General features: G+C 53.7%; 19 protein-coding genes and 1 riboswitch. Of the genes, 9 read left to right on the forward strand and 10 right to left on the reverse strand.

Translation table 11 applies throughout. The features are described from left to right. Window positions 1-18: 18 nt before the first annotated feature. From lpdA to CX651_RS10535, 4 genes are all read left to right on the forward strand, one after another. Window positions 19-1,449 carry a dihydrolipoyl dehydrogenase gene (lpdA, locus tag CX651_RS10520; protein ID WP_071476775.1) on the forward strand — a complete coding sequence of 477 codons (1,431 nt, stop codon included), beginning with the start codon at window positions 19-21 and terminating at the stop codon, window positions 1,447-1,449. Between the two features lie 171 nt (window positions 1,450-1,620). Next, entirely contained in the window at window positions 1,621-6,063 is a 4,443-nt protein-coding gene (locus CX651_RS10525) for an EAL domain-containing protein (RefSeq protein WP_101055962.1), read from the forward strand. 88 nt (window positions 6,064-6,151) lie between these two features. Further along, window positions 6,152-8,368, forward strand: a complete 2,217-nt coding sequence (locus CX651_RS10530; protein WP_101055963.1) for a patatin-like phospholipase family protein — start codon at window positions 6,152-6,154, stop codon at window positions 8,366-8,368. A gap of 142 nt (window positions 8,369-8,510) precedes the next feature. Further along, window positions 8,511-10,565 (forward strand): M13 family metallopeptidase, encoded by a 2,055-nt coding sequence (locus CX651_RS10535; RefSeq protein ID WP_101055964.1) that lies wholly within the window; start codon window positions 8,511-8,513, stop codon window positions 10,563-10,565. A 58-nt stretch (window positions 10,566-10,623) separates the two neighbouring features. Here the strand turns inward: CX651_RS10535 and hxpB are convergent, their stop codons facing one another. Further along, window positions 10,624-11,286 (reverse strand): hexitol phosphatase HxpB, encoded by a 663-nt coding sequence (hxpB, locus tag CX651_RS10540; RefSeq protein ID WP_101055965.1) that lies wholly within the window; start codon window positions 11,284-11,286, stop codon window positions 10,624-10,626. Window positions 11,287-11,667: 381 nt separating this feature from the next. Here hxpB and acnB point away from each other — a divergent pair, with 381 nt between their 5' ends. Beyond that, the gene (acnB, locus tag CX651_RS10545; protein WP_101055966.1) at window positions 11,668-14,265 is read left to right on the forward strand and encodes a bifunctional aconitate hydratase 2/2-methylisocitrate dehydratase; all 2,598 of its coding nucleotides are present in this window, start codon (window positions 11,668-11,670) and stop codon (window positions 14,263-14,265) included. Window positions 14,266-14,702: 437 nt separating this feature from the next. Here the strand turns inward: acnB and yjgA are convergent, their stop codons facing one another. After that, complete coding sequence (gene yjgA, locus CX651_RS10550; RefSeq protein ID WP_101055967.1) at window positions 14,703-15,236, reverse strand: ribosome biogenesis factor YjgA; 534 nt, start codon at window positions 15,234-15,236, stop codon at window positions 14,703-14,705. Between the two features lie 148 nt (window positions 15,237-15,384). On the opposite strand from yjgA, the gene pmbA reads away from it, so the two are divergent. Beyond that, window positions 15,385-16,728, forward strand: coding sequence for a metalloprotease PmbA (gene pmbA / locus CX651_RS10555; RefSeq protein ID WP_101055968.1), 1,344 nt, complete (start codon window positions 15,385-15,387; stop codon window positions 16,726-16,728). A gap of 97 nt (window positions 16,729-16,825) precedes the next feature. On the opposite strand, the gene CX651_RS10560 is transcribed toward pmbA, so the two are convergent. Both CX651_RS10560 and CX651_RS10565 read right to left on the reverse strand, forming a co-directional pair. Next, the gene (locus CX651_RS10560; RefSeq protein ID WP_101055969.1) at window positions 16,826-17,173 is read right to left on the reverse strand and encodes a hypothetical protein; all 348 of its coding nucleotides are present in this window, start codon (window positions 17,171-17,173) and stop codon (window positions 16,826-16,828) included. 99 nt (window positions 17,174-17,272) lie between these two features. Then, complete coding sequence (locus CX651_RS10565) at window positions 17,273-18,118, reverse strand: substrate-binding periplasmic protein (RefSeq protein WP_101055970.1); 846 nt, start codon at window positions 18,116-18,118, stop codon at window positions 17,273-17,275. A gap of 186 nt (window positions 18,119-18,304) precedes the next feature. Here CX651_RS10565 and CX651_RS10570 point away from each other — a divergent pair, with 186 nt between their 5' ends. Continuing rightward, the gene (locus CX651_RS10570; RefSeq protein WP_096141104.1) at window positions 18,305-18,529 is read left to right on the forward strand and encodes a ribosome alternative rescue factor ArfA; all 225 of its coding nucleotides are present in this window, start codon (window positions 18,305-18,307) and stop codon (window positions 18,527-18,529) included. Window positions 18,530-18,566: 37 nt separating this feature from the next. Here the strand turns inward: CX651_RS10570 and rimO are convergent, their stop codons facing one another. After that, entirely contained in the window at window positions 18,567-19,991 is a 1,425-nt protein-coding gene (rimO, locus tag CX651_RS10575; protein ID WP_039033558.1) for a 30S ribosomal protein S12 methylthiotransferase RimO, read from the reverse strand. A gap of 233 nt (window positions 19,992-20,224) precedes the next feature. Between rimO and CX651_RS10580 the strand changes: the two genes are divergently transcribed. After that, window positions 20,225-20,932 (forward strand): oxidative stress defense protein, encoded by a 708-nt coding sequence (locus CX651_RS10580; protein WP_101055971.1) that lies wholly within the window; start codon window positions 20,225-20,227, stop codon window positions 20,930-20,932. Between the two features lie 204 nt (window positions 20,933-21,136). After that, window positions 21,137-21,308, forward strand: a riboswitch (Lysine riboswitch). A gap of 88 nt (window positions 21,309-21,396) precedes the next feature. Continuing rightward, complete coding sequence (locus tag CX651_RS10585; protein WP_101055972.1) at window positions 21,397-22,977, forward strand: Na+/H+ antiporter NhaC family protein; 1,581 nt, start codon at window positions 21,397-21,399, stop codon at window positions 22,975-22,977. Window positions 22,978-23,446: 469 nt separating this feature from the next. Here CX651_RS10585 and CX651_RS20105 read toward each other — a convergent pair whose 3' ends face one another. The 5 genes from CX651_RS20105 to ureE form a co-directional block, all read right to left on the reverse strand. Beyond that, on the reverse strand, window positions 23,447-23,629 hold the full coding sequence (locus CX651_RS20105) for a hypothetical protein (RefSeq protein WP_224865825.1): 183 nt from the start codon (window positions 23,627-23,629) through the stop codon (window positions 23,447-23,449). A 173-nt stretch (window positions 23,630-23,802) separates the two neighbouring features. Continuing rightward, window positions 23,803-24,315, reverse strand: a complete 513-nt coding sequence (locus CX651_RS10595) for a GNAT family N-acetyltransferase (RefSeq protein ID WP_101055973.1) — start codon at window positions 24,313-24,315, stop codon at window positions 23,803-23,805. Window positions 24,316-24,428: 113 nt separating this feature from the next. Next, entirely contained in the window at window positions 24,429-25,049 is a 621-nt protein-coding gene (ureG, locus tag CX651_RS10600) for an urease accessory protein UreG (protein WP_101055974.1), read from the reverse strand. Between the two features lie 8 nt (window positions 25,050-25,057). Then, window positions 25,058-25,900, reverse strand: a complete 843-nt coding sequence (locus CX651_RS10605) for an urease accessory protein UreF (protein WP_232788332.1) — start codon at window positions 25,898-25,900, stop codon at window positions 25,058-25,060. After that, a complete protein-coding gene (ureE, locus tag CX651_RS10610) occupies window positions 25,791-26,321 on the reverse strand; it encodes an urease accessory protein UreE (RefSeq protein WP_101055976.1) in 531 nt (176 codons plus the stop codon). Before ureE ends, CX651_RS10605 begins: the two co-directional genes overlap by 110 nt. Window positions 26,322-26,356: the final 35 nt, after the last annotated feature.

Raw genomic sequence — 26,356 nt, forward strand, 5'->3', positions numbered from 1 at the left:
AAGAAATCAGAGGAAAAAATGAGTAACGAAATCAAAACTCAGGTAGTGGTATTAGGTGCTGGCCCTGCTGGCTATTCTGCGGCTTTTCGCGCGGCAGATTTAGGCCTGGAGACAGTGATTGTTGAGCGTTTCAGCACTCTGGGTGGCGTATGCCTGAATGTGGGTTGTATTCCTTCCAAAGCCCTGTTGCATGTAGCCAAAGTGATTGAAGAGGCCAAGGCGGTATCGGATCACGGTGTTGTGTTTGGCGAGCCAAAAATAGATCTCGACAAGCTGCGTGGCTTTAAAGAGAAAGTGATCGGCCAACTGACCAATGGTCTTGGCGGTATGTCCAAGATGCGTAAAGTTAAGGTGGTTAACGGTTTCGGTAAGTTCACTGGCCCCAACAGCCTCGAAGTGAAAGGTGCCGACGGTGAAACCACAGTGGTTAACTTTGACAACGCCATCATAGCTGCCGGCTCTCGCCCAATTCAGCTGCCTTTCATTCCTCATGAAGATCCACGTATCTGGGACTCTACCGATGCACTGGAACTGAAAGAGATCCCAGGCAAGATGCTGGTGATGGGCGGCGGTATCATAGGTCTGGAAATGGGTACTGTTTACTCGTCTCTGGGCAGTGAAATCGACGTGGTTGAAATGTTCGACCAGGTGATCCCTGCGGCGGATAAAGACGTGGTTAAGGTCTTTACCAAGCAGATCAAGAAGAAATTCAACCTGATGCTGGAAACCAAGGTGACAGCGGTTGAAGCCAAAGAAGACGGCATTTATGTGTCTATGGAAGGTAAGTCGGCACCTGCCGAGCCAGTGCGTTACGACGCAGTGCTGGTGGCCATTGGCCGTACTCCCAATGGCAAGTTGATTGATGCCGACAAGGCCGGGGTCAAGATTGACGAGCGTGGCTTTATCAATGTCGACAAGCAACTGCGTACCAATGTGGCCAACATCTTCGCCGTGGGTGATATAGTTGGTCAGCCAATGCTGGCTCACAAAGGTGTGCATGAAGGCCACGTGGCCGCCGAAGTGATTGCCGGTATGAAGCACTTCTTCGATCCTAAAGTTATCCCATCCATCGCTTACACAGATCCTGAAGTGGCTTGGGTTGGTCTGACCGAGAAAGAAGCCAAAGAGCAGGGCATAGCATACGAAACCGCGACCTTCCCATGGGCAGCCAGCGGCCGTGCTATCGCTTCCGATGCCAGCGAAGGTATGACCAAGCTGATTTTCGACAAAGAGACTCACAGAGTGATCGGTGGCGCTATTGTGGGTGTCAACGGCGGTGAGTTGCTGGGTGAAATCGGCCTGGCCATCGAGATGGGTTGTGATGCCGAAGATCTGGCGCTGACCATTCACGCTCACCCGACTCTGCACGAGTCTGTAGGGCTGGCGGCCGAGATCTACGAAGGTTCAATCACAGATCTGCCTAACCCAAAGGCAAAAAAGAAAAAGTAATCTGCTGATTGGGGACTTGTTCCCTGGCAGGGTTGAAGTCGGGTCCAGTTAGCTGGGCCCGATTTTTTTATATCAAGTGCAATCCTTGTAAACGAACTGTTGTTTACAAGATGAAATTCGGTGGTCTAGCTGGTACATTCAAGACTGGTCACCAAGGTCATTCATCAACCGATGATAAGAAAACTAATAACAGCAGGTATTGCTATACTGCTCAGCCTTTTTTTCGGGGCTGCATCGGCAGATGCCGACGAGTTGGTTAAAAGGGTATTTTCTTCCAGGGATGGTTTGATCAACACCAGTATTCTCGACATCAGTATGGATGAGCGGGGATTTATCTGGCTCTCTACCGAACAGGGACTGTATCGCCTCAGCAACGCCAATATCCGCCGTTTGGATCGCGATGGTCTGGAATCGCGGATGGCCGATGAGTATCTACCCCTGGTCAAGTCTCTCGGGCAACAACAGATGCTGGTCAGTACTCTGTCGCACGCCTATCTCTACCATATAGCCGATAACCGTTTCCGTCAGTTTGGCAGCGATGAGCTGTTTCCGGATTATCAGGGTGGCGGTTTAATGAAGAGCTTGCAATCGACCGCTGGCGGCTGGCTGCTGTTAACGGAAAAAGGTCAGATTTGGCGCCTGAGTCAGGACCTGCAACAGCTTAGTAAGTTGTTTGATTTACCTTTCGACAGCGATTTGCTTTGGGATCAGCTGTTACAGCTTGAGAGTGGTGCCTTACTAATAGGGAACGCTTATGGCTTGGAGCTGAGATCGCACAATGGCGATGTATTGCAGCGTTTACCCTGGCAGGATAACTATGGACGTCTCAATGCCTTGTTTCTGGATAGCCAACAGCGGATCTGGGTGGCCGCCAGCAAAGGATTCTATCGGGTGGATCTGGCTGCCAACAGCATAGAGGCCGTGGCCGAAATCCCTTTTTTTACCAGTGAAATCACCGAAGATCTCAAGGGAAACCTGTGGATTGCCAGCAAGCAGGGATTGTTAAACTGGTCTCCGGATAGCCGCAAATTAAAACAGTATAAAGAACAGTTGAAGCTCAAGGCCGGTATCGAATATATCAATGCCCTGCAGGTGGACAGCAATGGCCTGATCTGGGTTGGTGGCACGGGGCATTCGCTGGCAGTGGTAGCCGATTCACCGGAATTTATTCTGGATAGTTTCAGCGCTTCTGAACCTTACAAGCTCAGTGATTCCATGGTTTGGGCCATACTGGCCGACGGTGAGATGCTGTGGCTGGGAACCGACTCAGGGTTGTTGGCCGTCAATCGAAATACCCAACAGAGCCAAACTACGCTTCCCAAAGGGATGGAGGTCAATGACAGCATCTACAAGATAGATAATTTGGACCAGAATCACCTGTTGTTATCGACCACCAATGGCTTATTTGTGATGAACAAGCAGACCTTGGAAGGGCAACCCTTGGGGGATTGGAACGGCAGCGGGCAGTCTCTGAGTCACAAGACGGTGATCACGGCTTTGAATGAGGGCAACCTTTGGTGGTTTGCGACCAGCAGCGGTTTGTATGAGTGGGATCAAACTCAAGGCAAGATAGCGCAAAAGACTTTGCCGGATACTGAATCCAGTGGCAATAATCCTGCGATTTACGGTGTCTATCGCGATAGTCGGCAGCGCTTGTGGATAGGTGGCAATAAGTCGTTCGGTTACCTGGAAAAGGGCGGTGGCTTCCGCTCGTTGGCGTCGGTATTTGATGACTTGCCGCATATGCCGACGGTGAGCCAATGGTTGGAATTGAGTCCGGATCGTTTTTGGCTGGCCACCCGGCAGGGAGGCTTGATCGAGCTGGACTTGCAGACCATGAATATTCGCCGTTTGACGCAAGAATGGCAATTGGACTGCAACACAGTATTTTTTTTGCAGGATACCGGCGACTACCGAGTTGTGGGATGCAGTTATGTGTTGATCCGTCAGGAAAAGAGTAGTGGTGAAATCAAGGTATTCAATAATGATGACGGTTTGTTGGGGGAGGAACTCAACGAAGGGGCATACTTCTATCAGCCGCAGCAGGGCCTCTATGTAGGTACGCCGGATGGGGTGATACTGCTGGACGTTGCCGGCATGGTTAATCGTATTCCAAAGCACGGCGCCATTGTTGAGTCGATTGCGGTTTATTATGACAATAAAACAGAGCTGAGTTTGGTACCGACTCCTGAACAACTCATTGCTCCCGGAGCCAGAATGCTCAGTTTTCAACTGAGCAGCATGGACTACCTGGATGATGCGCCCATTAGCCTCAAATACCGTTTGCGGCATCCAGGGGAAGATGAGTTGAATTATCTACTGCTGGAAAATCAGTCACAAATCAATCTTTCCGGATTAATTCCTGGCCCTTATCAATTGGAAGTGATCAGTCAAAACAACGGTATCTGGCAGTCGGAGCCCTTCCGTTTCCCCTTTACCGTTGACCAGTTCTGGTGGCAGAGCCTTTGGTTCAAGGGATTGTTGTTACTGTTGTCGATGGCAGCCCTGCTCAGTGTTGTGATCTTTCGGCAGCGTCAAGTACAACGTTTTATGACTATGAACCTGGCGCTGCGCCAAAGCGATGACAGGTTGAGGCAATCACTCAGGGGCAGTGAATCGGATCTCTGGGAATGGCGCCGTGATACCGGCCAGTTTCATCTGGATAATCGCGGTGGCGTGCTGGGCAGTGGTGAAGACTTTATTCTTATCGGGATAGATAAGTTGCCGGTGCATCCAGATGATAGGACTGCCGCTTTGGACGAATGGCGCAGGATGTTGGAAGGTGAGAGTGACAGGTTTGAGTCTGAATACCGTTATATGCGTCAGGATGGCAGTTGGGGCTGGCTCAGGGTGCGCGGTAGGCCGGTCAGTCACGATCCGGTTTCCGGCAAGGTGCTCAAGGCAGCCGGGATTTATTCCGACATCACCATCAAGCGGCAACTGGAAGAGGAGGTAGAGCTGCTGGCGCAGGCATTTGAAAACACCTCTGAAGGGGTGTTTATTTTGGACGCCGATGAGGTCATCAAGGTCGCCAACAGAGCGGCAGAGTCGATAGTAGGTCAGGATAGGCAGAGCCTGCAGGGACGGCACTTCGGCGAGTTGGTGGTCAGTGAAAACTTCCATAAAGATAAGGTCGCCATTTTACTGCAAGGGATAGATTCCTGGACCGGCGAGCTGGAAATTGTTGGTGTGGCCGGGTCGCGCTGTCCTGTGTGGCTCAATATTTCCCTGATGCAGGATCGCAAGGAGCGGGTGCAACACTATGTGGTGGTGTTTTCCGATATCACTGAGCGCAAACGCACCGAGGCGGATCTGCGCCGCCTGGCGAACTATGACGTGCTGACCGGTTTGCCGAACAGGTCGCTGTTTGCCAACCGTTTGCAACAGGCAATCGAAGGGGCCAAAGATCAGCAACATAAGCTGGCCTTGCTGTTTTTGGATCTGGACAGGTTCAAGCATGTTAACGACTCCTACGGCCACAGCATGGGAGATGCGCTGCTGATAGAGGCCGCCAATAGGCTGCAGTCAGTGATGGGGCCGGAGCAGGTGTTGTGCAGGTTTGGCGGTGATGAGTTTGTGATCCTGGTACAGGATGCCGAGATAGATAAGCTCAATCGCCTCTGTGAGCGTCTGTTGGCGCAGATAGCTCAGCCGTTTGAACTCTATGGACGGGAGTTTTTTATTTCCACCAGTATCGGCATCAGTATCTGGCCCGACGATGCCAGACAACCTGAGATGTTGATCAAGAACGCCGATCAAGCCATGTATCACGCCAAGGAAGAGGGCAGGGGGAATTTCCAATACTATTCCAGTGAGCGTAATGCCGAGGCTTTGTATCATCTCCGTTTGGAAGCCGATTTACGCCACGCCATAGAGCAGGGCGAGTTTGAGCTCTATTACCAGGGTCAGTTTGATGTAAAACAGCAGCAAAAGTTTATCGGTATGGAAGCCTTGCTGCGTTGGCATCATCCGAGCGAAGGTTTTGTACGGCCGGATATTTTCATCAAGGTGGCTGAGTCCTGTGGGTTGATAATTGCTATCGACCGTTGGGTGCTGCGCCAAGCTTGTGAGGATGGGGCCCGTTGGAGCAAGAATGCGGCGGAGCCGTTCAAGTTGTCGGTAAATGTCAGCGCAGTGCATTTCCGTCACCCGGAATTTATCAGTGGCGTGCTCGATATCCTTGAAGAAACCGGAATGCCGGCCGAATATCTGGCGCTGGAGATCACCGAAGGGGTGTTGATGAAAGAGCTGCAGCTTGCCCGCCAGCATTTGAGACAACTGAGAGCCCACGGCATAGAGGTGGCCATTGATGACTTTGGCACCGGCTACTCATCGCTGGCTTATTTGCGTCACTTTGAAGTGAATACCCTGAAAATTGATCGCTCCTTCCTCAAAGATATTGCCGGCAACAGTGCCGATCAGGCGATTGTCAGCAGTATTGTCGAGTTGGCCCGTAATCTCAAACTCAAGGTGGTGGCCGAAGGGGTGGAAACCCGGGAACAGCTGCAACAGGTCACCCATAGAGGTTGTCATATCATTCAGGGTTACTACTTTGCCAAGCCTGTACCTGCTGGTGAACTGGCATCCTGGTTTTACGAAACGTGCGATTTATGATCTTTGTTTATACCCTATTGGAACTTTCTCTTTGCTGTAAATTCTTTGTTAGAATATACCGACTCTAATTCTGGAACTCTTGCTAGGTATGAAACCCTCTCTGCGCTTACTGGTTTTGATTGGCACTCTGTTGAGTGTGGCTGCGGTGGCGGCCGAACGTCCTAAGGTAGGCCTGGTACTCAGTGGCGGCGGTGCCAAGGGTGCTGCGCATGTTGGGGTACTCAAGATGCTCGAGGCCAACAATATTCCTGTCGATTATGTTGCCGGTACCAGCATAGGCGCCTATGTCGGCGGCCTCTATGCGCTTGGCTACAGCGCCACAGAAATTGAAACCATTATGATGAATGAGGACTGGTCCAAGGGGTACTCGGACACCATCCCGCGCCAGGCCATGAGTTACCGCGATAAGCAACAAAGAGATAAGTACAATATTCCGCTTAACCTTGGTATCCGTGATGGTGAAGTACAGTCGCCCAGTGGCGTACTTCTTGGGCAAACCATGTCGCAACTGTATCGCAATACCACAGATCTGGTGCGTGAGTTCAACAGCTTCAATGAACTCTCCATTCCTTATCGGGCGGTGGCGACAGATTTGGAAACCAGTCTGCCGGTAGTGATCAGCAGTGGCAGCCTGGTGCAGGCGATGCAGGCCTCAGCGACAGTGCCGGGAGCGCTGCAACCAGCTGAAATCGATGGTAAGTTGCTGGTGGATGGTGGTATTGCCAACAATATGCCGGTGGATGTGGTCAAGGCCATGGGCGCCGATGTCATTATCGCCGTCGATATAGGTTCGCCTTTGGTGAAAAGGGAGAAGCTTAACGGCACCTTAGCGGTATTGGACCAGTTGTCTACCATGCTGACCAACGCCAGCACAGAGCGGCAGAAGGCCTTGTTGACCAAGGAGGATATCCTGATCCGCCCGGCTATCGACAACCTCAGCACCACAGATTTCGCCGATATGCCCAAGGCGCTGGAAGCCGGGGTGACAGCTGCCGTACGGTACACCGACAGATTGAGCCAGTTGGCCGTGTCTCCTGAGGAATACCGCGCTTATGTCCGGCAAAAACGCGACGCCAGTCGTGATTGGTTGGATAACTTGGATCGCCCGGTTACCCGGATAGTTTTCGATAACAGGTCCAAGGTCAGCGACTCACTGCTGGGTGATACTCTGGGTATCGAATTGGGTGACAGAGTTACCAAACAGCAACTGGACGAGAGTATTGCGCGGTTATACTCACTGAATAAGTTTGAACGTGTCAGTGCCGAGTTTCAGGATACTGATGAAGGCCGAGTGTTAACCGTAACCACCAAGGCCAAGTCCTGGGGACCTAACTATTTCCAGTTTGGCTTGAATTGGGAGGACGATTTCTCACTGGATTCGGCAGTGACCCTGGATGGTGCCGTGACCATGACGGACTTGACCGAAAACGGTGGTGAATGGCGCAACGAGCTCAAGATGGGCTTTGAGAAGCTGCTCGGTACCGAATTTTACCAGCCTCTGGACAGAGATCAGCAGTTCTATGCCCGCGCCCGATACCAATACGAGATCAAAGGTTGGGATGTGTTTGATGCCAACAAGCTTTACTTCGAGCTGGATCGCAAGAGTCACAGAGTCGACCTGGGTTTGGGGTACAACTATGTCAAGCAGGGCCGGATTGAGCTGGGGCTGACGGGTGAGTCGGGAGTGGTCTCCAATGATGCCTTCTTCGATGATCTCAAGTTCAACACCTATGGCGCCTATTTGAAGCTCGGCTACGATACCCTGGACAGCATCAGTTTCCCCACCTCAGGTAACCGTTTTACTCTGAATATCTATTTGCGTAATGAAGAGTATGAAGACGGCGAGTTCAAGACGGATCCGGAACGTTCGCTCCAGATAGAAGCCGACTGGAAAGGGGTAGTCAGTGTTGGCAGCCACTCTTTTGTGGGTAAGGCATCCTATGCAAACGTGGATAAAGACGGCAACTTTACTCTCTATGTATCCGACCTCGGCGGTTTCCTTAATCTCTCCGGCTACCACAAGAATTCTATTGCCGGCGCCCAAAAGGTGTTCGGTGCCTTCATTTATCAGTACGATCTCGGTCGTGATGCGCTGGGGATGAAGGACTTTCCGCTTTACTTGGGAGCCAGTTTGGAAGCGGGTAACGTTTGGGGTCTTGATGAGCATGTGATGTTCAACGATCTCATCTATTCCAGCAGTTTGTATCTGGGGACAGAGACTCAGCTGGGCCCTGCCGCGATCGGCTTTGGTTTCAGTGATAACGGTGAAAAGGCGGTTTACCTGTTTCTCGGCAAAAACTTCTAAGTCTTATTGTTGACCAGGTCAGTGGTGTTCATAGTTATTTACAAAAATCCACTACAGACTGGTCACAGGGAGTGCTAAGGTTTGAAGCTGGTATCTTTGTAACAATATAACTATCTGAACAATCACAAATTCGGGAAAGAAAATGAGCAAAATAACCACCCTGGCACTGGGCATCGCCCTCAGCCTTGGTCTGGCTTCCTGTGCCAGCCAGCAAGCGCCGCAGTCGCAAGCAGAAGTGAAAAAGGCCTCCGGTATTGAGCTGGAGAACTTTGACCACCAGGTTCGTCATCAGGACGATTTCTACTACAGCGTCAACGGTAAGTGGTTGGCTACTACGCCTATTCCGGCCGACAAATCCAACTATGGTGCTTTCTCTGTGCTCTATGAAGAAAGCCAGGCTGCCCTGAAACAGATTATCGAAGAAGCCGCCGCCAAGCCTAATAAAGCTGAAGGTTCGGTGGAGCAGAAGATAGGCGATTTCTATGCCGCCTATATGGATAGCACTCTTGCTGACCAACTGGGGATTGCGCCGCTCAAGGGACAACTGGCCGATATCGCCAAAACCGCCAGCCATGCCGATGTTGCCGCGCTGATGGGCAAACTGTTGACCGATGGCTCCGGCATTCCCTTTGGTTTTTACGTTAATAACGATGCCAAGAATTCCAGCCAATACGGGGTTTACCTGTACCAGAGCGGCCTGACACTGCCGGATCGTGATTACTACCTCAAGGATGATCCCAAGTTTGTCGCCAATCGCGAAGCGATGCGTGAATATGTTCGCAACCTGATGAGTGCCGCCGGTTACCCGCACGCCGATGCCGCTGCAGCCAATGTCGCCAACATTGAACTCTTTATCGCCCAGAGCCAGTGGAGCCGGGTCGAGTCCCGTGATGCCAACAAGGCTTACAATAAGATGAGCCTGAAAGAGTTGCAGCAGCTGATGGGCGGCTTCGACTTTGACGGTTTCGCCAAGGCGGCCGGTCTAAGCGGCAAGACTCAGGACGTGATAGTGCGTCAACCTTCCTACTTTGAGAAGTTGGGCGCCGAGTTCGGCAAGTTCCCTGTTTCAGCCTGGCAAGACTACCTGGCATTCCATCTGGTGGACTCCTACGCCGGTTTGCTGAGCCAGCAGTTTGTCGATTTGCACTTTGATTTCCACAGCAAAACCTTGATGGGTATTCAGGAGCAAAAACCGCGCTGGAAGCGGGCCGTCGATGGCGCCGACCAAGTGATTGGTGAGCTGGTGGGTAAAGAATATGTAGCCCGTCACTTCCAGCCGGAAGCCAAGGCGCGGATGGAGTCGATGATCAAAAACTTGATCAAGGGCTTTGAAGTCAGCATCAATGAGCTGGAGTGGATGACACCCGAGACCAAGAAAGCGGCTCAGGAAAAACTGTCCAAGTTTACTTACAAGATAGGTTATCCGGACAAGTGGAAGGACTACAGCAATCTGGAGATCAAGGCCGACGATTTGGTGGGGAACTATCAGCGTTATGCCCGTTTCGAGTATCAGGACATGCTGGCTAAGCTGGGCAAGCCAATCGATCGCACTGAGTGGCACATGACACCGCAAACGGTGAACGCCTACTACAACCCTGTGATGAACGAAATCGTGTTCCCGGCCGCCATTCTGCAGCCGCCTTTCTTCAACATGGAAGCCGATGACGCGGTGAACTATGGTGGCATAGGCGCGGTGATTGGCCACGAGATCAGCCATGGTTTCGATGATCAGGGCGCCAAGTATGACGGCGACGGTAACCTGCGCAACTGGTGGACAGACAAAGACCGCGAAGAGTTCCAGAAGCGCGGTGCGCAGCTGTCTGCCCAGTACAGCCAGTTTGAAGCTCTGCCTGGCAAGTTCGTCAACGGTGACTTGACTCTGGGCGAGAACATAGGCGATCTGGGTGGCTTGACCGTTGCCCTGCGCTCTTATCACCTGAGCCTCAACGGTAAAGAAGCGCCGGTAATGGACGGCCTGACCGGCGATCAGCGTTTCTTCGTCGGTTGGTCACAGGTGTGGCGCCGCAACTACCGTGATGAGGAGCTGGGACGTCGTCTGCTGACTGACCCCCATTCACCCAGCCACTACCGCGCCATGGGTACTCCCCGCAACGTGGAAGGTTTCTACGAAGCCTTCGACCTCAAGCCGACTGACAAGATGTATCTGTCGGAAGAGGACAGAGTGAAGATCTGGTAAGGCGGATTATCCAGAAAACAGAGCCAGGCAGATGCCTGGCTCTGTTGTATCTGGTGGTTTATAGGGTATCAAGCAGTGTCGGCAGGGCTTCCAGGCTATCACGCTGATAATGCGCCGCGGCCCAGCGGGGATCCTGGCGCTGCTCGGCTGCCGGGACTATCAAGGTCTGCATATTGGCGGCGCGAGCGGCTATCAGGCCGTTGAAAGAATCTTCCACCGCCAGGCAGCGGCTCGGCGCCAGCGCCAGTTTGGCGGCGCAGGAGAGATAAACCTTAGGGTGGGGTTTACCGAGGGGAAAATCCTGAGCCGATTGTATCGCATCGAAGGCTTCTGTTATGGCGAGTTTGCCAAGCACGGCATCGATAATATCCCAGGAGGAAGAGGTGGCCAGACCCACTTTCAGACCTCGGCTGCGGCAGGCGCTGAGGGCTTCGACAACACCGCGCATGGGTTTGCCATCGCGGCGGATATAGGCGATTACCGCCGCTATGATTTGATCGGCGATATATTGAGGATCTACTTTGACCTCGGGAAAGCGCTGTAACCAGAAGTCCACCACTTGATCGATTCGCAGGCCGGTGGTGAGCGCAATGGCCTCGCGGCTGACGCTCATTCCAAGCGAGTGTAAAACCTGAAACTCGGCTTGCTGCCAGACGGGCTCTGAGTCAATTAATATCCCATCCATATCGAAAATAACGGCCTGTATTGCGGGTGCTTGCATGGAAAAGTCTCAAAAACGGCGCGGATTTGGACGCAGGATAACGAAAATCGGCCTCGGGATGCAAAATTATCCCGGCTGGGATGCTTGGCTGAAGGCGTTTGAATTTAATTCGATTACTACAATCTAATTATTTGTATTTAAATGAAAAAATCATTTTTTCAAACTATTGTCTAATTTCCTTTGTTTAATGAGGGGCTTAGTGTGTTGCCGACCTTGGGATTTTGCCACGATTTCTCAGTTGCCTTAGTGTGATCTCATTCATACTTTTGCAAAGCTGTAGTATACTGCAGGCCGGAATTTACGGGTCGATCCTGTGGGGCTGTCAGCTTCATTCATGAAGACGTGCAGTCGTAAGAGCGCCTAACAAAGAGGAATGTTGCCGTGCTAGAAGCATATCGTAAACACGTCGAAGAGCGTGCTGCTGAGGGCGTAGTCCCTAAGCCATTGGATGCACATCAAGTGGCTGAGCTTGTTGAATTAGTGAAAAACCCACCTGCAGGCGAAGAAGAATTTATTCTTAACCTGCTCGAAAATCGTATTCCCCCAGGTGTTGATGAAGCCGCCTATGTTAAGGCCGGTTTCCTGGATGCCGTTGCCAAGGGTGAGGTGAAATCGCCAATCCTGAGCGCCGAGCGTGCGCTGGAACTCTTGGGCACCATGCAGGGCGGTTACAATATCGAACCCCTGATCCGCCAATTGGACAACGAGCAGATGGCCCCGCTGGCGGTCAAGGCTCTGTCCCACACCCTGCTGATGTTCGATGCCTTCCACGATGTGGTTGAGAAGATGAAGGCGGGTAACGCCTATGCCAAGCAAGTGGTTGAGTCCTGGGCCAATGCCGAGTGGTTCCTCAGCCGTCCCAAGCTGGCCGAGAAAATCTCTCTGACCGTATTCAAGGTCACAGGCGAAACCAACACCGACGATCTGTCTCCGGCTCCTGATGCCTGGTCACGTCCCGATATCCCACTGCACGCTTTGGCGATGCTGAAAAACGCCCGCGACGGTATTGAGCCGGATCAGCCAGGCGTAGTAGGGCCAATCAAGAAGATTGAAGAACTCAAAACCAAGGGCTTCCCACTGGTTTATGTGGGCGACGTGGTAGGTACAGGTTCTTCCCGTAAGTCGGCGACCAACTCTGTGCTGTGGTTCATGGGTGATGATATTCCATTCGTGCCCAACAAGCGTGCCGGTGGCTTCTGCCTCGGTGGCAAGATAGCTCCTATCTTCTTCAACACCATGGAAGATGCCGGTGCTCTGCCTATTGAGTTGGATGTGGGCAATATGGAGATGGGCGATGTTATCGACATCTACCCTTATGCCGGTAAAGTGACCCGTCACGATAGCGACGAAGTTATCTCTGAATTCAAACTCAAGACTGATGTGCTGCTGGACGAAGTGCGTGCCGGTGGCCGTATTCCATTGATCATCGGCCGCGGTCTGACCGACAAGGCCCGTGAAGCTCTGGGTCTGGAAGCCTCCGATGTCTTCGTGCGTCCAGGTGACGTTGCCGATACCGGCAAGGGTTACACCCTGGCGCAGAAGATGGTAGGTAAGGCCTGTGGCGTAGAAGGTATCCGTCCTGGCCAATACTGTGAACCCAAGATGACTTCTGTCGGTTCTCAGGACACTACCGGCCCTATGACTCGTGACGAGCTAAAAGACTTGGCCTGTCTCGGTTTCAGTGCTGATTTGACCATGCAGTCTTTCTGTCACACTGCCGCTTATCCCAAGCCTGTTGACGTAAATACTCACCACACTCTGCCTGACTTCATCATGAACCGCGGTGGTGTTTCCCTGCGTCCTGGTGACGGTGTTATTCACTCCTGGCTGAACCGCATGCTGCTGCCTGATACCGTAGGTACAGGTGGTGACTCGCACACCCGTTTCCCAATCGGTATCTCTTTCCCAGCCGGTTCCGGCCTGGTGGCTTTTGCCGCCGCTACCGGTGTTATGCCACTGGATATGCCTGAGTCTGTGCTGGTGCGCTTCAAGGGCAAGATGCAGCCTGGTATCACTCTGCGTGATCTGGTGCATGCGATTCCGCACAAGGCCATCGAAATGGGTCTGCTGACCGTTGAGAAGAAGGGCAAGAAGAATATCTTCTCCGGCCGTATCCTCGAAATCGAAGGTCTGGAGCACCTCAAGGTTGAGCAGGCATTCGAACTGTCTGATGCGTCTGCCGAGCGTTCTGCCGCCGGTTGTACCATCAAGCTGGATAAAGATCCTATCATCGAGTACCTGAACTCCAACATAGTCATGCTCAAGTGGATGATTGCCGAAGGCTACGGCGACCGTCGTACCATAGAACGTCGTATCAAGGGCATGGAAGAGTGGTTGGCGAACCCTGAACTGATGGAAGCCGACAAGGATGCCGAGTATTCAGCGGTTATTGAGATCGATCTGAATGAGATCAAAGAGCCTATTCTGTGTGCACCGAACGATCCCGATGACGCCGTATTGCTGTCTCAGGTAGCCAACACTCAGATTGATGAAGTGTTTGTCGGTTCCTGTATGACCAACATAGGCCACTTCCGCGCCACGGGTAAGATGCTGGACAAGTTCGCCAAGACGCTGCCTACTCGTCTGTGGATTGCTCCGCCAACCAAGATGGATAAGGATCAGCTGACCGAAGAAGGTTACTACGGTATCTTCGGCCGCGTCGGTGCCCGTATTGAGATCCCCGGTTGTTCTCTGTGTATGGGTAACCAGGCGCGGGTTGCTGAAGGTGCGACCGTGGTGTCGACTTCTACCCGTAACTTCCCGAACCGCCTGGGTACGGGGGCCAATGTGTACCTGGCCTCTGCCGAGCTGGCTGCCGTTGCAGCGCTGTTGGGACGTTTGCCAAGCCCTGAAGAGTATCAGGAATATGCCAAGGAACTGGACGCAACAGCGGCCGATACCTACAGATACCTGAACTTCGACCAACTGGAGTCTTACACCAAGAAGGCCGGTGAAGTGATCTTCCAGTCAGCGGTTTAAGTTATTGCATAGATTATCGCAATAACCTAAGTCAGCTCATGGAACTCAATGCCAATAGCTATAGAGGCTTAACGGTTTCCGGGAGCTGACGCAAAACCCCACTAACTTTGTTAGTGGGGTTTTTCTATGTTAGCTGAAGCGTTCGGGAAGATGCGAATAGCTACTCATGGCACCCTCATTGAAAGAGGGCGAAGCTTACAAAGCGGTTTGTTGTGTGCCGATCACGCCTTGATTCACATCACGAAGAAGTGGACTAAGCCTATAGGGGATAGGGAGCCGGTGAGGGTGAAACTCACTGTTCGGTGACAGAGTATCACAGTGATAAACTGGCACCTAAACAGAAGAATATATCGCCGTGTTAACTATATGAGTATTAATGCTTATACATAACATCAAAACTCCAAGAACGGCAGTTTTATACAGTGCGAATTACGGGATCAGTTTTCCAGTTCGCTGCGCAAATACTTGAACAGCTCGGCAGAGGACTTGGACTGAGGCCCCTTGGCCAGTTCCTTATTGGCCTGACGCACCAGTTGCCTGAGTTTTTGTCTGTCCAGTTGCGGATGTTCTTCCAGCAGGGACTGCACTTCGGCATCGCCACCATTGAGCAAACGGTCACGCAACTTCTCAAATACCTGGGCCTTGGCGGCCGCTTCGTTGTTCTTGTTCAGCACCCGCTCAAGCGAGGTTTGAATCGCCTCAAGATCTTCGTTGCGCATCAGCTTGCCGATAAACTGCAACTGACGACGGAAGGCCTCGGTATTGGGCTTGATGTTCTTGGTTTGCATGATGGCATCAAACAGGGACTCACCCAGCTCAATTTTGGCCAACTGACTCTTGCTCAGCGCTGCCAGCTGTTTGCCCAGATCCTGAGCCTCTTCACTGTCGCGTTTGAGCGAGGTCTTGCTGATATAGTCCTCGTCCTCATCATAAGGCTGTTTAAAATGCTCTGAATCGCCAACTATTTTCATAAAGTCTTTCCTCTGATACTGGCGCTGATTGTAGCATCCCCCTTGGCGCTTCGTCTTCTACGGCAGCAAAATTGATCTGTCGTGGTTATGTGAATAAAGCCGGCTTTTGTTATGCTAGGGGCAGTTTAGCCAATTCAAGAGTAAACCTGTGTCTGCAAATTTTATTGATAGTGAACTGAGTGCGTTGAAAGACGCGGTGGCGATGGCGCTGGAGTATGCCAATAGCCTGGGCACCAGTGCTGCCGAGGTGGCCATCAGCAAGCAACAGGGTCTGAGTGTTTCCACTCGCCTCAAAGAGGTGGAAACCGTCGAATTCAACAAGGATGGCGCGCTGGGGATCACCCTGTATCGCGATGGACACAAGGGCAGTTCTTCCACTTCGGATCTGTCGCCGGAGGCGATTCGCCAGGCGGTTAAGGCCGCCGATGGTATCGCCCGCTATACCAGTGAAGACCCTGCCAGCGGGTTGGCCGACTCTGAGTTGATGGCGAAAGATTTTCCCGATCTGGATCTCTATCATCCCCGTCACACCAGCCCGGAAGAGTTGGCCGAGTTGGCCATTCGCGCCGAAGCTGCAGCGCTGGACAGAGACCCGAGGATCAAGAATTCGGATGGTGCCAGTGCCAACGCCCACAACAGCGTCAAGGTCTATGGCAACAGCCATGGTTTCCTGCAGGGTTACTGCAGCTCGCGCTACAGCCTGAGCTGTGTGGTGATTGGCGCCGAAGAAAACGGCGATATGCAGCGCGACTATGACTATGGTATCAACCGCCGCTTCGACGCCTTGTTGAGCCCGGAGCAGGTGGGGATTAAGGCCGCCGATAAGACGGTTGCCCGTCTCGGTGCCCGCAAACTGGCAACCGGCAAAATGTCCGTGCTATTTGCGCCCGAAGTGGCCACAGGTCTGGTGGGGCATCTGGTCAGCGCCATCAGTGGCTCAAGCCTGTATCGCAAGTCCAGCTTTCTGCAGGATGCTATCCACACCCGGATTTTCCCTGAATGGTTCAGCATTGCCGAGCAGCCGCATCTCAAGGGTGCCCTGGCCAGTGCCAACTATGACAGCGAAGGGGTCGCGACCCGTGAGCGGGACATAGTCCGTGACGGCATACTGGAGAGTTATCTGCTGACCAGTTACTCGGCGCGCAAGCTGGGACTGGTCAATACCGGCCATGCCGGCGGCATCTATAACTGGACGCTGGCCGATACCGGCCACAGTTTTGATGAGTTGGTGCGTTCCATGAGCCGGGGGATCATAGTCACTGAGGTGATGGGCCAAGGCGTGAATATGGTCACCGGCGACTATTCCCGCGGCGCCGCCGGTTTCTATGTCGAGCATGGCGAAATCCAGTTCCCGGTCGAGGAGATCACCATAGCCGGTAACCTGAAGCAGATGTACCGCTCCATGCAGGCGGTTTCCAGCGACAGGGATTTGCGCTCCAGCATCCGTACCGGGGCAATCTTGCTCGATGAGATGAAGATAGCCGGTAACTGAGTTGGCAAACGGCTAAAAACGCTTGGAAAAAGCCCGCTGTCAATGCGGGCTTTTGGGCATGTTCATTTTTATCAAAACGTTACGGGCTTATTGGGCATCATGCAGGGTGATATGCTTCCTCACCCGAGTCACTATCCTCAAAGTTGAGTGGCAGATATTGGCTGAGCTCTTTTAAGTTATTGCAGATACTGTGGGCTCTCTGTTCATCCCCTTGATGCAAGATGGTGAACATATGTTGCAGTGCCATGGCATTAAGATAGTCCCGGTGAACCGGCGGGAAGATTTCGGCATCGATTTTCGCCCGCTGCAGGCGCTTGTTTATCGCTTGTTGACTGCTGAGCAGCACCAGTTCCAGCGCGGTTTTCAAGTGCTGTTCCTCTTCGGCCATCAAGTTCATGGCCAAGTCCAACTGTGCCTGTGGCGTTAACGGCTTACGGGAAAACATCTGATTAACTCTTTACGGCCAAAAACGCCAGTGTACCCCTGGCATGCTGGACTCAGGCTGAACCACAGGGACTAGAGCCCTTGTTTAGGCTTAGGGGAACTAAGGCGTCGCAGCAGGCTGTGATACCTGTTGCATATAGTCTTGATAACGCCGCTCGGTTTCCCCGCTGTTGGCCATTTGAGACAAGACTTGCTGTAGTGCGTAGGCTATGCTGCCTGCTTGTAATTCCCAAGGGCTGTTGTCAATGGATATCGGCTTGGCGGCGACATAATTGGGGTTTACGTCGGCGCTGAAATAACGGCTCTTGCGTGAGAAGCCCAGGTGACCTGGCCGCCAGTTATCGCAGCAGTTGGGATGCAGTTTTAGCCCGTGCTGAGGATGATTTTGCAGCCAGTACCTCAGGGTTGATTCATCGTAGACATAGAAATCCCCTTGATGCTGTGTGAGAAAGGCTATCGCGGAGTCTGTGCTCATGTCCGGTGGCTTGCGCACTATCAATTTGTTTGGTAAACCACCCAGCTGATAGCTACCGGGGGAGATCAGCAGCACCAATTGTTTATCCACCAATTGCTGCAGCGAAGTGATGTCAGTCAAGTCGTCGCGGCTGACGCCTATATAGCGTTCAGACAGGCCGTTAACGATAAAATGTGCATAGTTGTGGCGTTCTTTGGAGAAGGCCAACCCAGGGTAAAAGTCGATATTGCCCTTGGCGATTTCCCGTAGAATACGCTTTTTCGGTGCTCGCACTACCTTAAGACTACAACCTATTCTCGCTGCTGCCTCTTGATAGAGGTTGAGATAGAGGCCGCTGTTATCCGGTGCTTCAGCAATATAGGGTGGCCGGGCGTTGGTGCGATATCCCATGGTTAACTCACAATTTTCTGTGGCAAACACTTGTGCCGCACAAACGAGCGTCAGCAGTGTCAAACAGAACTTGATGATCAAAGAATAACTCCTCCGGGTGGGGCTAACGCAGGCTGAATAATACGGCGGGTTGCTAGCATAGGTAAAATACTCGTGATATTTTCCTGGAGCCGATACTTGGTTATTTTAATAAAAGAGGATAATATTTGCGCGATTTTTGTCCGGTATGGCTGGGCAAGTCTCATCCAATTGAAATAAGGAGCCGATATGGCCAAACATATTAAGCAGACCGCACTGCTGGAGCATGAATCCGGTCGTGGACAGATCAAAGATAACGCCCTCAAGGCGGTGGTGACCAGTTCACTGTTTCGCTGTCGCAGCGAGAAGCCGAAGAAGGGCAAAGGATCATACAGTCGTAAAGGACGCAATGGAAAGGGGCAACAGGGTGTTGCCCCTTTTGATTTTATGACTCTAATCTTTTCACCCTGCTGACACCTCAAGAAAGGTTTCTCCAAGGTGTTGGGAGAGTTTATTCCGGCATTTGCACCAGTTCGGCCCACAGATCGTGCTCATCAGAATGAGTGATCAGTGCGCGCACCATGTCCCCTGGGCTCAGTTCCACTTCCCCGTTTAAGAATACCATGCCGTCGATTTCAGGCGCATCGGCATAGCAGCGGCCAATGGCGCCTTCCTCGTCCACATCATCGATGAGGACATCCAGCTCACGGCCTACCAGGCGCGCCAGCCGCTCGGCACTGATCTCGGCCTGCACCTGCATGAAACGCTCATAGCGGTCCTGCTTGACCTCTTCACTGATAAGCTCGGCCAAGGTATTGGCCACGGCGCCATCGACTTCCGAGTACTTGAAGCAGCCTACGCGGTCCAGCCTTGCTTCACGCAGGAAGTCCAGCAGGATTTCGAAATCCTCTTCGGTTTCACCGGGGAAGCCAACGATAAAGGTTGAGCGGATCACCAGATCCGGGCAGATCTCACGCCATTTCTTGATGGCGTCCAACTGGCGGTCGACCCGGCCGGGACGCTTCATCATCTTGAGCACGCGAGGGCTGGCATGCTGCAGCGGCAGATCCAGATAGGGCAGGATCAGTCCTTCGGCCATCAGCGGGATCAGCTCATCGACCCAAGGGTAAGGGTAGACATAGTGCAGGCGTACCCACACACCCATCTTACCCAGATGGCGGGCCAGGGTAGTGATATCCTGCTTCACCGGCATGCCGTTCCAGAAATCGGTGCGGCCGCCCTTGTCTTTGCCGTATGCCGAGGTGTCCTGGCTGACGACCAGAATTTCCTGAACCCCGCTTTCCACCAGGCGTTTGGCTTCATCCAGTACGCTGCCGACACTGCGGCTGTCCAGATCGCCCCTCAGCGCCGGAATGATGCAGAAGGTACAGCGGTTGTCGCAGCCTTCGGAAATCTTCAGGTAGGCATAATGCTTGGGGGTCAGCTTAACCCCGGCTTGCGGGATCAGCGAGGTGAAGGGGTTGTGCTCCGGCTTGGGCACATATTTGTGCACATGGTTCAGCACGGCTTCATAGCTGTGGGGGCCGGTGATCTCCAGTACATCCGGATGCACTTCGCGGATCTGGTTTTCCTTGGCGCCCAGGCAGCCGGTGACTATCACCTTGCCGTTTTCTTCCAGCGCTTCACGCACAGCATCCAGCGACTCTTCCACCGCGGCATCAATAAAGCCACAGGTGTTGACTATTACCAGGTCGGCATTGTCATAGCTGTTGGTAACCTCATAGCCGTCGATGCGCAGTTGGGTGAGGATCCGCTCGGAATCCACCAGGTTCTTGGGGCAGCCCAGGCTGACAAAGCCGATGCGATTGCCGCTGGTTTGGGCCTCGGCAGGGCTGTTTTCCTGTGCCAGAGTCTTGGCCGGAGTGTCCAGAGTCGTGGTCTGCTTGGGATCAAATATGTCGACTGATTTCTTCAAGAGCTGTTTTCCGCAATGCTAAAGCTGATGGAGCACGCTTGGGTGCCGGTAAAATTGGCGGCGATTATACCTCAGCCATAGAAAAGGTACAGTTGGGCTGGTTAATTTATGTTCTATGTTGCCATCTCGGTTGCCGCTTCAAAACGTCGTTGAAAAATTTTTTGATTTTTTAACCCTTTTGTCAGCTGGCTGCGTTTCTATGGTCAACGAAGCGAACTTTTTGGAGAACCAAGATGAAAAAATCTCTGCTGAATCTGGCGCTGATAGGCGCACTGTTACCCGCTACTCTGATGAGCCACTCGGTACTGGCCCAGGATAGACCTCTGCTGGAAACTACAGGCGTCAGCCAGATACAGGTTGAGCCCGATATGGCCGAAATCAATGTTGAAGTGTCATTAAGCGAATCTGATGCCAAGGCGGCCAAGGCCGCATCCGACCAAGCGGTGGCCGCTTTTATCGAGCGCCTGCTCAAGGCTGGGGTCGCCAAGGAGTCGATTGCCGCCGCCAATCTGAATCTGCAACCTGAGTATGTTTACCTCAAGGACAAGGCGCCCGAGCTCAAGGGCTATCGCGCCAGTCGCAGTGTGACAGTGTTGGTGAAACAGTTGGATCAGCTCAACCCCATACTGGACTCGGCGCTAATAGGCGGGATCAACAAGGTGAACCAGATTAACCTTAAGTCCAGTAAAGAAGCCGAGATGCGCAAGCAGGCGCGGCAGGCGGCCATTGAAGATGCCAAGCAAAAGGCCAGTGAGCTGGCAGCCGGATTCGGCGAGAAACTCGATGGCGTCTGGTCGATTCGTTATTTCGACCAAGGCCCGGTGCGTCCTGTGATGTACAAGGCCGCCATGATGGCCGAAGGCGCTATCAACCAGAGCTATGAGTATGGCCAGGTAACTTTCTCCGACAGGGTCGAGGTCAGCTACAAGCTGCGTGACTGAAGTAAGCATTTGGGGGAGCCGGTAGCTCGCTGATGGGGCAAAGCGCTTTTTAACCGTGGCTCATGAACAAGCGGTGCCGGTATTTGTAGGCCGTGACATGAGTCACTTACCCTGGGCTTAATGCCCGCCGGGCGGGATATTTACCGCCAGAGGCACAATCCGGCTTGCTATTGGGGCCGTGATAGTTAGAATGCCAGTCGAATACCTTTGAGTAGAGGCGCGCTGCCTAAGAGTAACCGGGAAGAGGGTGATGCCTTTGAGGCCCGGGGAAAGGAGTCGGCGCCGAAGTAGCCAGGCCATCGAACCTGACTGCTGGTTCTGTATCTAACAGGTGCAGGACTGCCATAGTCATCCACTATGGAGCGCTACCTGAAGGAGCTGAGAAGTTTCTGCCCTCCTTGGTCTGAGTTTCTTCGATCCTATCGGTAGATCTCCACCTTAGTTGTTTTAGGTGTAAAGAGATCATGAATATCATGCATTTTGCGGACTCTCCCTGGTCCATAGTTCCTCCTCTGCTGGCGGTTGCGCTGGCGATCATCACCCGTAGAGTACTGCTCTCCCTTGGAGTAGGCATAGTCGCCGGCAGCCTGATGTTACAGCAGTTTTCACCGCTGCAATCGCTGCGCTATCTGTTTGACAGTGTGCTGAAAATCTTCTGGGTCGATGGTGCTCCCAACAGCGATAACCTGAATATGCTGCTGTTTATGCTGCTGCTGGGTGGGCTTATCAGCTTGATGACCGCCTCGGGGGCGACCCGGGCCTTCGCCGAATGGGCCGCTAGGCGCTGCCAGAGCCGCAAGGGCGCCAAGTCGCTCACCGGCTTGATGGTGTTTGCCTTCTTTATTGACGACTTCTTCCATAGCCTGTCGGTGGGGCCCATTTGCCGCCCTGTGACCGACAGATTCCAGATCTCCCGCGCCAAGTTGGCCTATCTGCTGGACTCAACCGCGGCGCCTGTATGCGTATTGATGCCCATCTCCTCCTGGGGGGCCTATATCATCGCCCTGGTGGGCGGCATACTCGTGGCCCATGGGGTGACAGACCAGAGCCCGATCGCCGCCTTCGTGCAGATGATCCCCATGAACCTCTATGCGGTATTTACCCTGATCATGGTGGTGGTGGTGATCGCCTTCCAACTGGATATTGGGCCGATGCGACAGCATGAGCAGCGGGCGCTCGAAGGCAAGCTCTGGGATGAATCCAAGGGCCGGCCAATAGGGCTGGATATGGAAGCCCCGGCCGACAGCCGCGGCGGCATGCTGGATATGGTGTTGCCTATAGTGACACTGACGGCGGCGAGTATCTATTTTATGCTGGACTCCGGGGCCCAGGTATTGGCCACCAATGGTCAGGCCTTCAGTGTGCTGGGCGCCTTTGAACATACCAATGTGGGTTCGTCTTTGGTTTATGGCGCCCTTTGCAGCCTGGCGGTGTCCGGCCTGTTGGCTCTGCGTCTCGGTCTTGGGATATCCACTTGGCTGCGTGCCGCCCCCAGAGGCGTTATGGCCATGCTGCCGGCGATCAACATACTGCTGTTTGCCTGGACCATAGGCGCCGTGGTGCGTGACATGGAAACCGGCAAATATCTCGCCAGCCTGGCCAACGGCAACCTGCCCACAGGGCTGCTGCCTGTGGTGGTGTTTGTGCTTTCCTGCGCTATGGCTTTTGCCACAGGCACCAGCTGGGGCACTTTCGGTATCATGTTGCCGCTCGCCGGTGATATGGCCGCCGCCAGCGATATTCAACTCCTGCTGCCCATGTTGTCGGCTGTGCTGGCCGGCGCTGTGTTTGGCGACCACAGCTCGCCCATCTCCAGTACCAGTATTCTGTCGGCCACCGGCGCCGGCTGTCACCATATAGATCATGTGCTGACCCAGTTGCCTTATGCTCTGACCGTCGCCTTCGGGGCAGCGCTGGGGTATCTGGCCATGGGGCTGCTGCATTCCACCTTGGCCGGTTTCCTGGTGAGTGCCGCCTGGTTTGCACTCTTCTGCCTCTATCACGCCAGGCGCTTCCAGGCGGCTCCCGAGGCCGCCATCGGCTGAGGCTGAGATAGGATACCAAAAGCCCCGGGAGTTTCCCTCGGGGCTTTTTACTCTTGCCAAAGGCTTTTGCGTCGATAAGGAGTCTCAGTGATCCAGATAGAGATAGTTTTGCCAGCTTTTCATTCCTTATCAATACCTTACGCATGATTGACACATGCTCAAAGCTGTCGGAATAGATGGCAATCTCCACATTGGTGCCCAGTGGCAAATGATACTGACTCAGATCATCCAGCGGCTTGAGTTTCACCAGAGGTTGGCCGTTGAGGCGAATTTGTGACGAGCCATAGAGCTGTCCCTGCGCCTGCACCTGAGATTCACCTAAGGCCGGCAGCACTTCGACCACTTCGGCTTGAAACACCTTGCCCGGCAGAGCGCGGAAGATCAGCTCGGCCTTGATGCGACTGGCCTCGGCGGCCTTATAGACAGCGTCAAGCCCCAATACTGCCTGTTTGGTCTGCTCCAGGCTGGCTTACAGCCGGGTGACTTCTGTTTGATAAGGAGTCGGATTGACCCGGAACAGCCACTCGCCCTCTTTTAGCAGTTTGTTGGGGGTGACGGGCACATCTATGACCTTGCCGCGCACTGAGGGGCTCCGCGGGGTGGTGATGTACATCTGGCTACCCATGGCGGTATGGGGATGGCTGTAGCTCATCAACAAATCAAGGTGGCTATCAGTACTACTCCACAGAGCACTACGATGGGCAAGCTTCAGTTGTTGAGCAGAATACGGAAAATCTTGAAGATGGCGACGCAGATAGCGGATTGCCCGGGAATGATGAATTTTTTCAGGAGTATAAGACGAAAATCGGCTCGTGCCCGAAAGGGTTAGGGCTCGGCAGGTCCCGGCAGCATAAGCTGATAAAACGCCAAATCCAGCCAGCGGTCGAACTTATAGCCCACCTGGGGTAGGGTGCCTGAGTGTTTGAACCCCAACTTCAGGTGCAGGGCGATACTGGCCTGGTTTCCGGCATTTATGGCGCCCACCATGGTGCGTATGCCGCGCTCCCGGGCCTGGGTTATCAAATGCTGCATCAGAAAGCGCGCCACCCCTTTGCCTCTATGCTCCGGGTGCACATACACAGAATGTTCCACCGAGTAGAGGTTGGCCGGATAGCCGCGAAAGGGGCCGAAGCTGGCAAATCCCAACAGTTGCCCCTGCTCATCCTCGGCGCCCAGAATCGGCCAGTTGCCTTGCTGTTTGGCGCCGAACCAGTCGCGGATCTGCTGCTCGCTCCTGGGCTGATATTCATAAAGGGCTGTGGTATGGGCAATGGCATGGTTGAAGATGGCGCGTATCGCCTCGCCATGTTGCTCAAGTTGGCAGTGACACAGATGCATCTTAGGCTCCCAAGGTGGTTTCGCCTGAGTATGCCACAAGTCGGTCGGTGTGCCACCTAAAGGACTGGATATCAAAAAACAGTGCCTGCCCAGATGGCAGGCACTGCTCTGGCTCAGTGCTGATCCAGCATGCCTTGGGTGACAATAAAGTCGATGATTTCAGCCACCCCTTGCCCCTGCTTGAGGTTGCTAAATACCCAAGGCTTGTTGGGGCGCATTCTGGTGGTATCTTCGGCCATCACTTCCAGCGAGGCTCCGACATAGGGCGCCAAATCTATCTTGTTGATCACCAGCAGATCGGAGCGGGTAATGCCAGGGCCGCCCTTACGGGGGATCTTCTCGCCCTCGGCCACATCTATTACATAGATGGTCAGATCTGCCAGTTCTGGGCTGAAGGTGGCACTGAGGTTGTCGCCGCCACTCTCGACAAAGACCAGATCCAGGCCGGGATGGCGCGCCGTCAGTTCTTCCACTGCCGCGAGATTCATAGAGGCGTCTTCGCGAATTGCCGTATGGGGGCAGCCACCGGTTTCCACGCCTATTATGCGGTCGGCGCTCAAGGCCTCGGCGCGGGTGAGAATTTTGGCGTCTTCCTGGGTATAGATATCGTTGGTGACCACGGCCAGGTTGTAGTTGTCACGCATCGCCTTGCACAGAACTTCCAACAGTGCTGTCTTGCCCGAACCAACGGGGCCGCCAACGCCTATGCGCAAAGGTTGTTTGGTTGTTTGCATATTTTCTCTCATGAACGAAACAGTCGGGTGTATTGGGTTTCATGGCGGGCACTGGCAATGGCCAGTGCCGGGGTATAACTGCCGATATCGGCTTCGGGCCAGTCTTGCGCCTTTTGCAGCGCCTCGGGGATCTCGGCGCTCAGTTGCAGCAACAGCTGCTGACCGGCACTCTGTCCCAGGGGGATCAGCTTGACGCCGGCAGTGACGGCATTTTCGAGCCAGCTCCAGCAATAGGCTTCACACAGTTCATATGTCGGCAGTTGCCAGTGTTTGGCTGCGAGGGCAAAGGCCGCCAGTTGGGTTTGCAGCACCAGCTCCCGCTCCTCGGGCGCAAGTGGGATCCCCAGCTGTGGCAGCAGTTTGGCAAAGGCCTGACCGCGCTGGCGTTCTTCCTGCCTTAGTTCTGCGGTTTCGCGACTGGCCAGCAGTAATCGGCAATAGTCGCTCGCCGCAGAGATGTGTTCTTGCGCCAGCGCCTGGCACAGACGCATCAGCAAGGGCAGCTCCAAGGTGGCCAGGCTGTCTTTAAGTTGGTTTTGCAGCCAGTGTCCCAGGGTGACAGGGTCTTTGACCCAGCCCCGCTCTATGGCCCACTCCAGTCCTTGGGAATAGGTAAAGCCCCCCACAGGCAGAGACGGACTCACCAACTGATAGAGGCGCAAGCGGCCAAGCTCGCCGGGTGCCTTGGTCTGAGGCTCAAGGCCCAGCTGCCCATGGGCTGGAACCCGGCCTGGGTTGATATTAGTGCTCATGGCTGTGGTCGTGACCATGTCCGTGATAGTGCCCATGACTATTGCCGTGACTATGAGCGTGACTATTACCGTGACTATGGCCCTGGGCACTGCCACCATAGGCTCCCGCCTCGGGTTGGAACTTGTCCTGGCGATAGCTGACCGTGAGTCCGAGTCCCTTAATCATCTCGTCCAGAACATGATCGTGCAGGTAACAGCATTGGCCTTGGGTTATCTGCAGCGGCACATGACGATTCCCCAGGTGATAGCAGGCACGAGCCAGCAGCAGTGGGTCTGAACTGCTGACCACGGACAGGTTCTCGGCCTTGGCACAAACCTTGGCCAACTCGCCCGTTTCTGCCTTGAGAATATCGCCTTCTTTGAGGACAGTACCGCGTGGCAGAAACAATCCGGCTTCGCTGCCGTCACTCAAGGTCACTCTTTGGCGGCTGCGAACCCGCTCATCCATCGACAGCCACAGCTGCAGTGTCGGGAGCTGTTGGCATTCATCGGCTTCCAGGCGTTGACAGAAATGGATCATCTAAACTTGCTCCTCTTGGTTTCAAGGCCTGTATA

It is taken from the genome of Shewanella chilikensis (genome assembly GCF_002836945.1).
Classification (GTDB): domain Bacteria; phylum Pseudomonadota; class Gammaproteobacteria; order Enterobacterales; family Shewanellaceae; genus Shewanella; species Shewanella chilikensis.

What these genes read in the sequence shown, in the direction of transcription:
- lpdA (WP_071476775.1), top strand. Translation starts at nt 19, where the DNA reads ATGAGTAACGAAATCAAAACTCAGGTAGTGGTATTAGGTGCTGGCCCT.
- CX651_RS10525 (WP_101055962.1), top strand. Translation starts at nt 1,621, where the DNA reads ATGATAAGAAAACTAATAACAGCAGGTATTGCTATACTGCTCAGCCTT.
- CX651_RS10530 (WP_101055963.1), top strand. Translation starts at nt 6,152, where the DNA reads ATGAAACCCTCTCTGCGCTTACTGGTTTTGATTGGCACTCTGTTGAGT.
- CX651_RS10535 (WP_101055964.1), top strand. Translation starts at nt 8,511, where the DNA reads ATGAGCAAAATAACCACCCTGGCACTGGGCATCGCCCTCAGCCTTGGT.
- hxpB (WP_101055965.1), bottom strand. Translation starts at nt 11,286, where the DNA reads ATGCAAGCACCCGCAATACAGGCCGTTATTTTCGATATGGATGGGATA.
- yjgA (WP_101055967.1), bottom strand. Translation starts at nt 15,236, where the DNA reads ATGAAAATAGTTGGCGATTCAGAGCATTTTAAACAGCCTTATGATGAG.
- CX651_RS10560 (WP_101055969.1), bottom strand. Translation starts at nt 17,173, where the DNA reads ATGTTTTCCCGTAAGCCGTTAACGCCACAGGCACAGTTGGACTTGGCC.
- CX651_RS10570 (WP_096141104.1), top strand. Translation starts at nt 18,305, where the DNA reads ATGGCCAAACATATTAAGCAGACCGCACTGCTGGAGCATGAATCCGGT.
- CX651_RS10580 (WP_101055971.1), top strand. Translation starts at nt 20,225, where the DNA reads ATGAAAAAATCTCTGCTGAATCTGGCGCTGATAGGCGCACTGTTACCC.
- CX651_RS10585 (WP_101055972.1), top strand. Translation starts at nt 21,397, where the DNA reads ATGAATATCATGCATTTTGCGGACTCTCCCTGGTCCATAGTTCCTCCT.
- CX651_RS20105 (WP_224865825.1), bottom strand. Translation starts at nt 23,629, where the DNA reads ATGAGCTACAGCCATCCCCATACCGCCATGGGTAGCCAGATGTACATC.
- CX651_RS10595 (WP_101055973.1), bottom strand. Translation starts at nt 24,315, where the DNA reads ATGCATCTGTGTCACTGCCAACTTGAGCAACATGGCGAGGCGATACGC.
- ureG (WP_101055974.1), bottom strand. Translation starts at nt 25,049, where the DNA reads ATGCAAACAACCAAACAACCTTTGCGCATAGGCGTTGGCGGCCCCGTT.
- CX651_RS10605 (WP_232788332.1), bottom strand. Translation starts at nt 25,900, where the DNA reads ATGGTGGCAGTGCCCAGGGCCATAGTCACGGTAATAGTCACGCTCATA.
- ureE (WP_101055976.1), bottom strand. Translation starts at nt 26,321, where the DNA reads ATGATCCATTTCTGTCAACGCCTGGAAGCCGATGAATGCCAACAGCTC.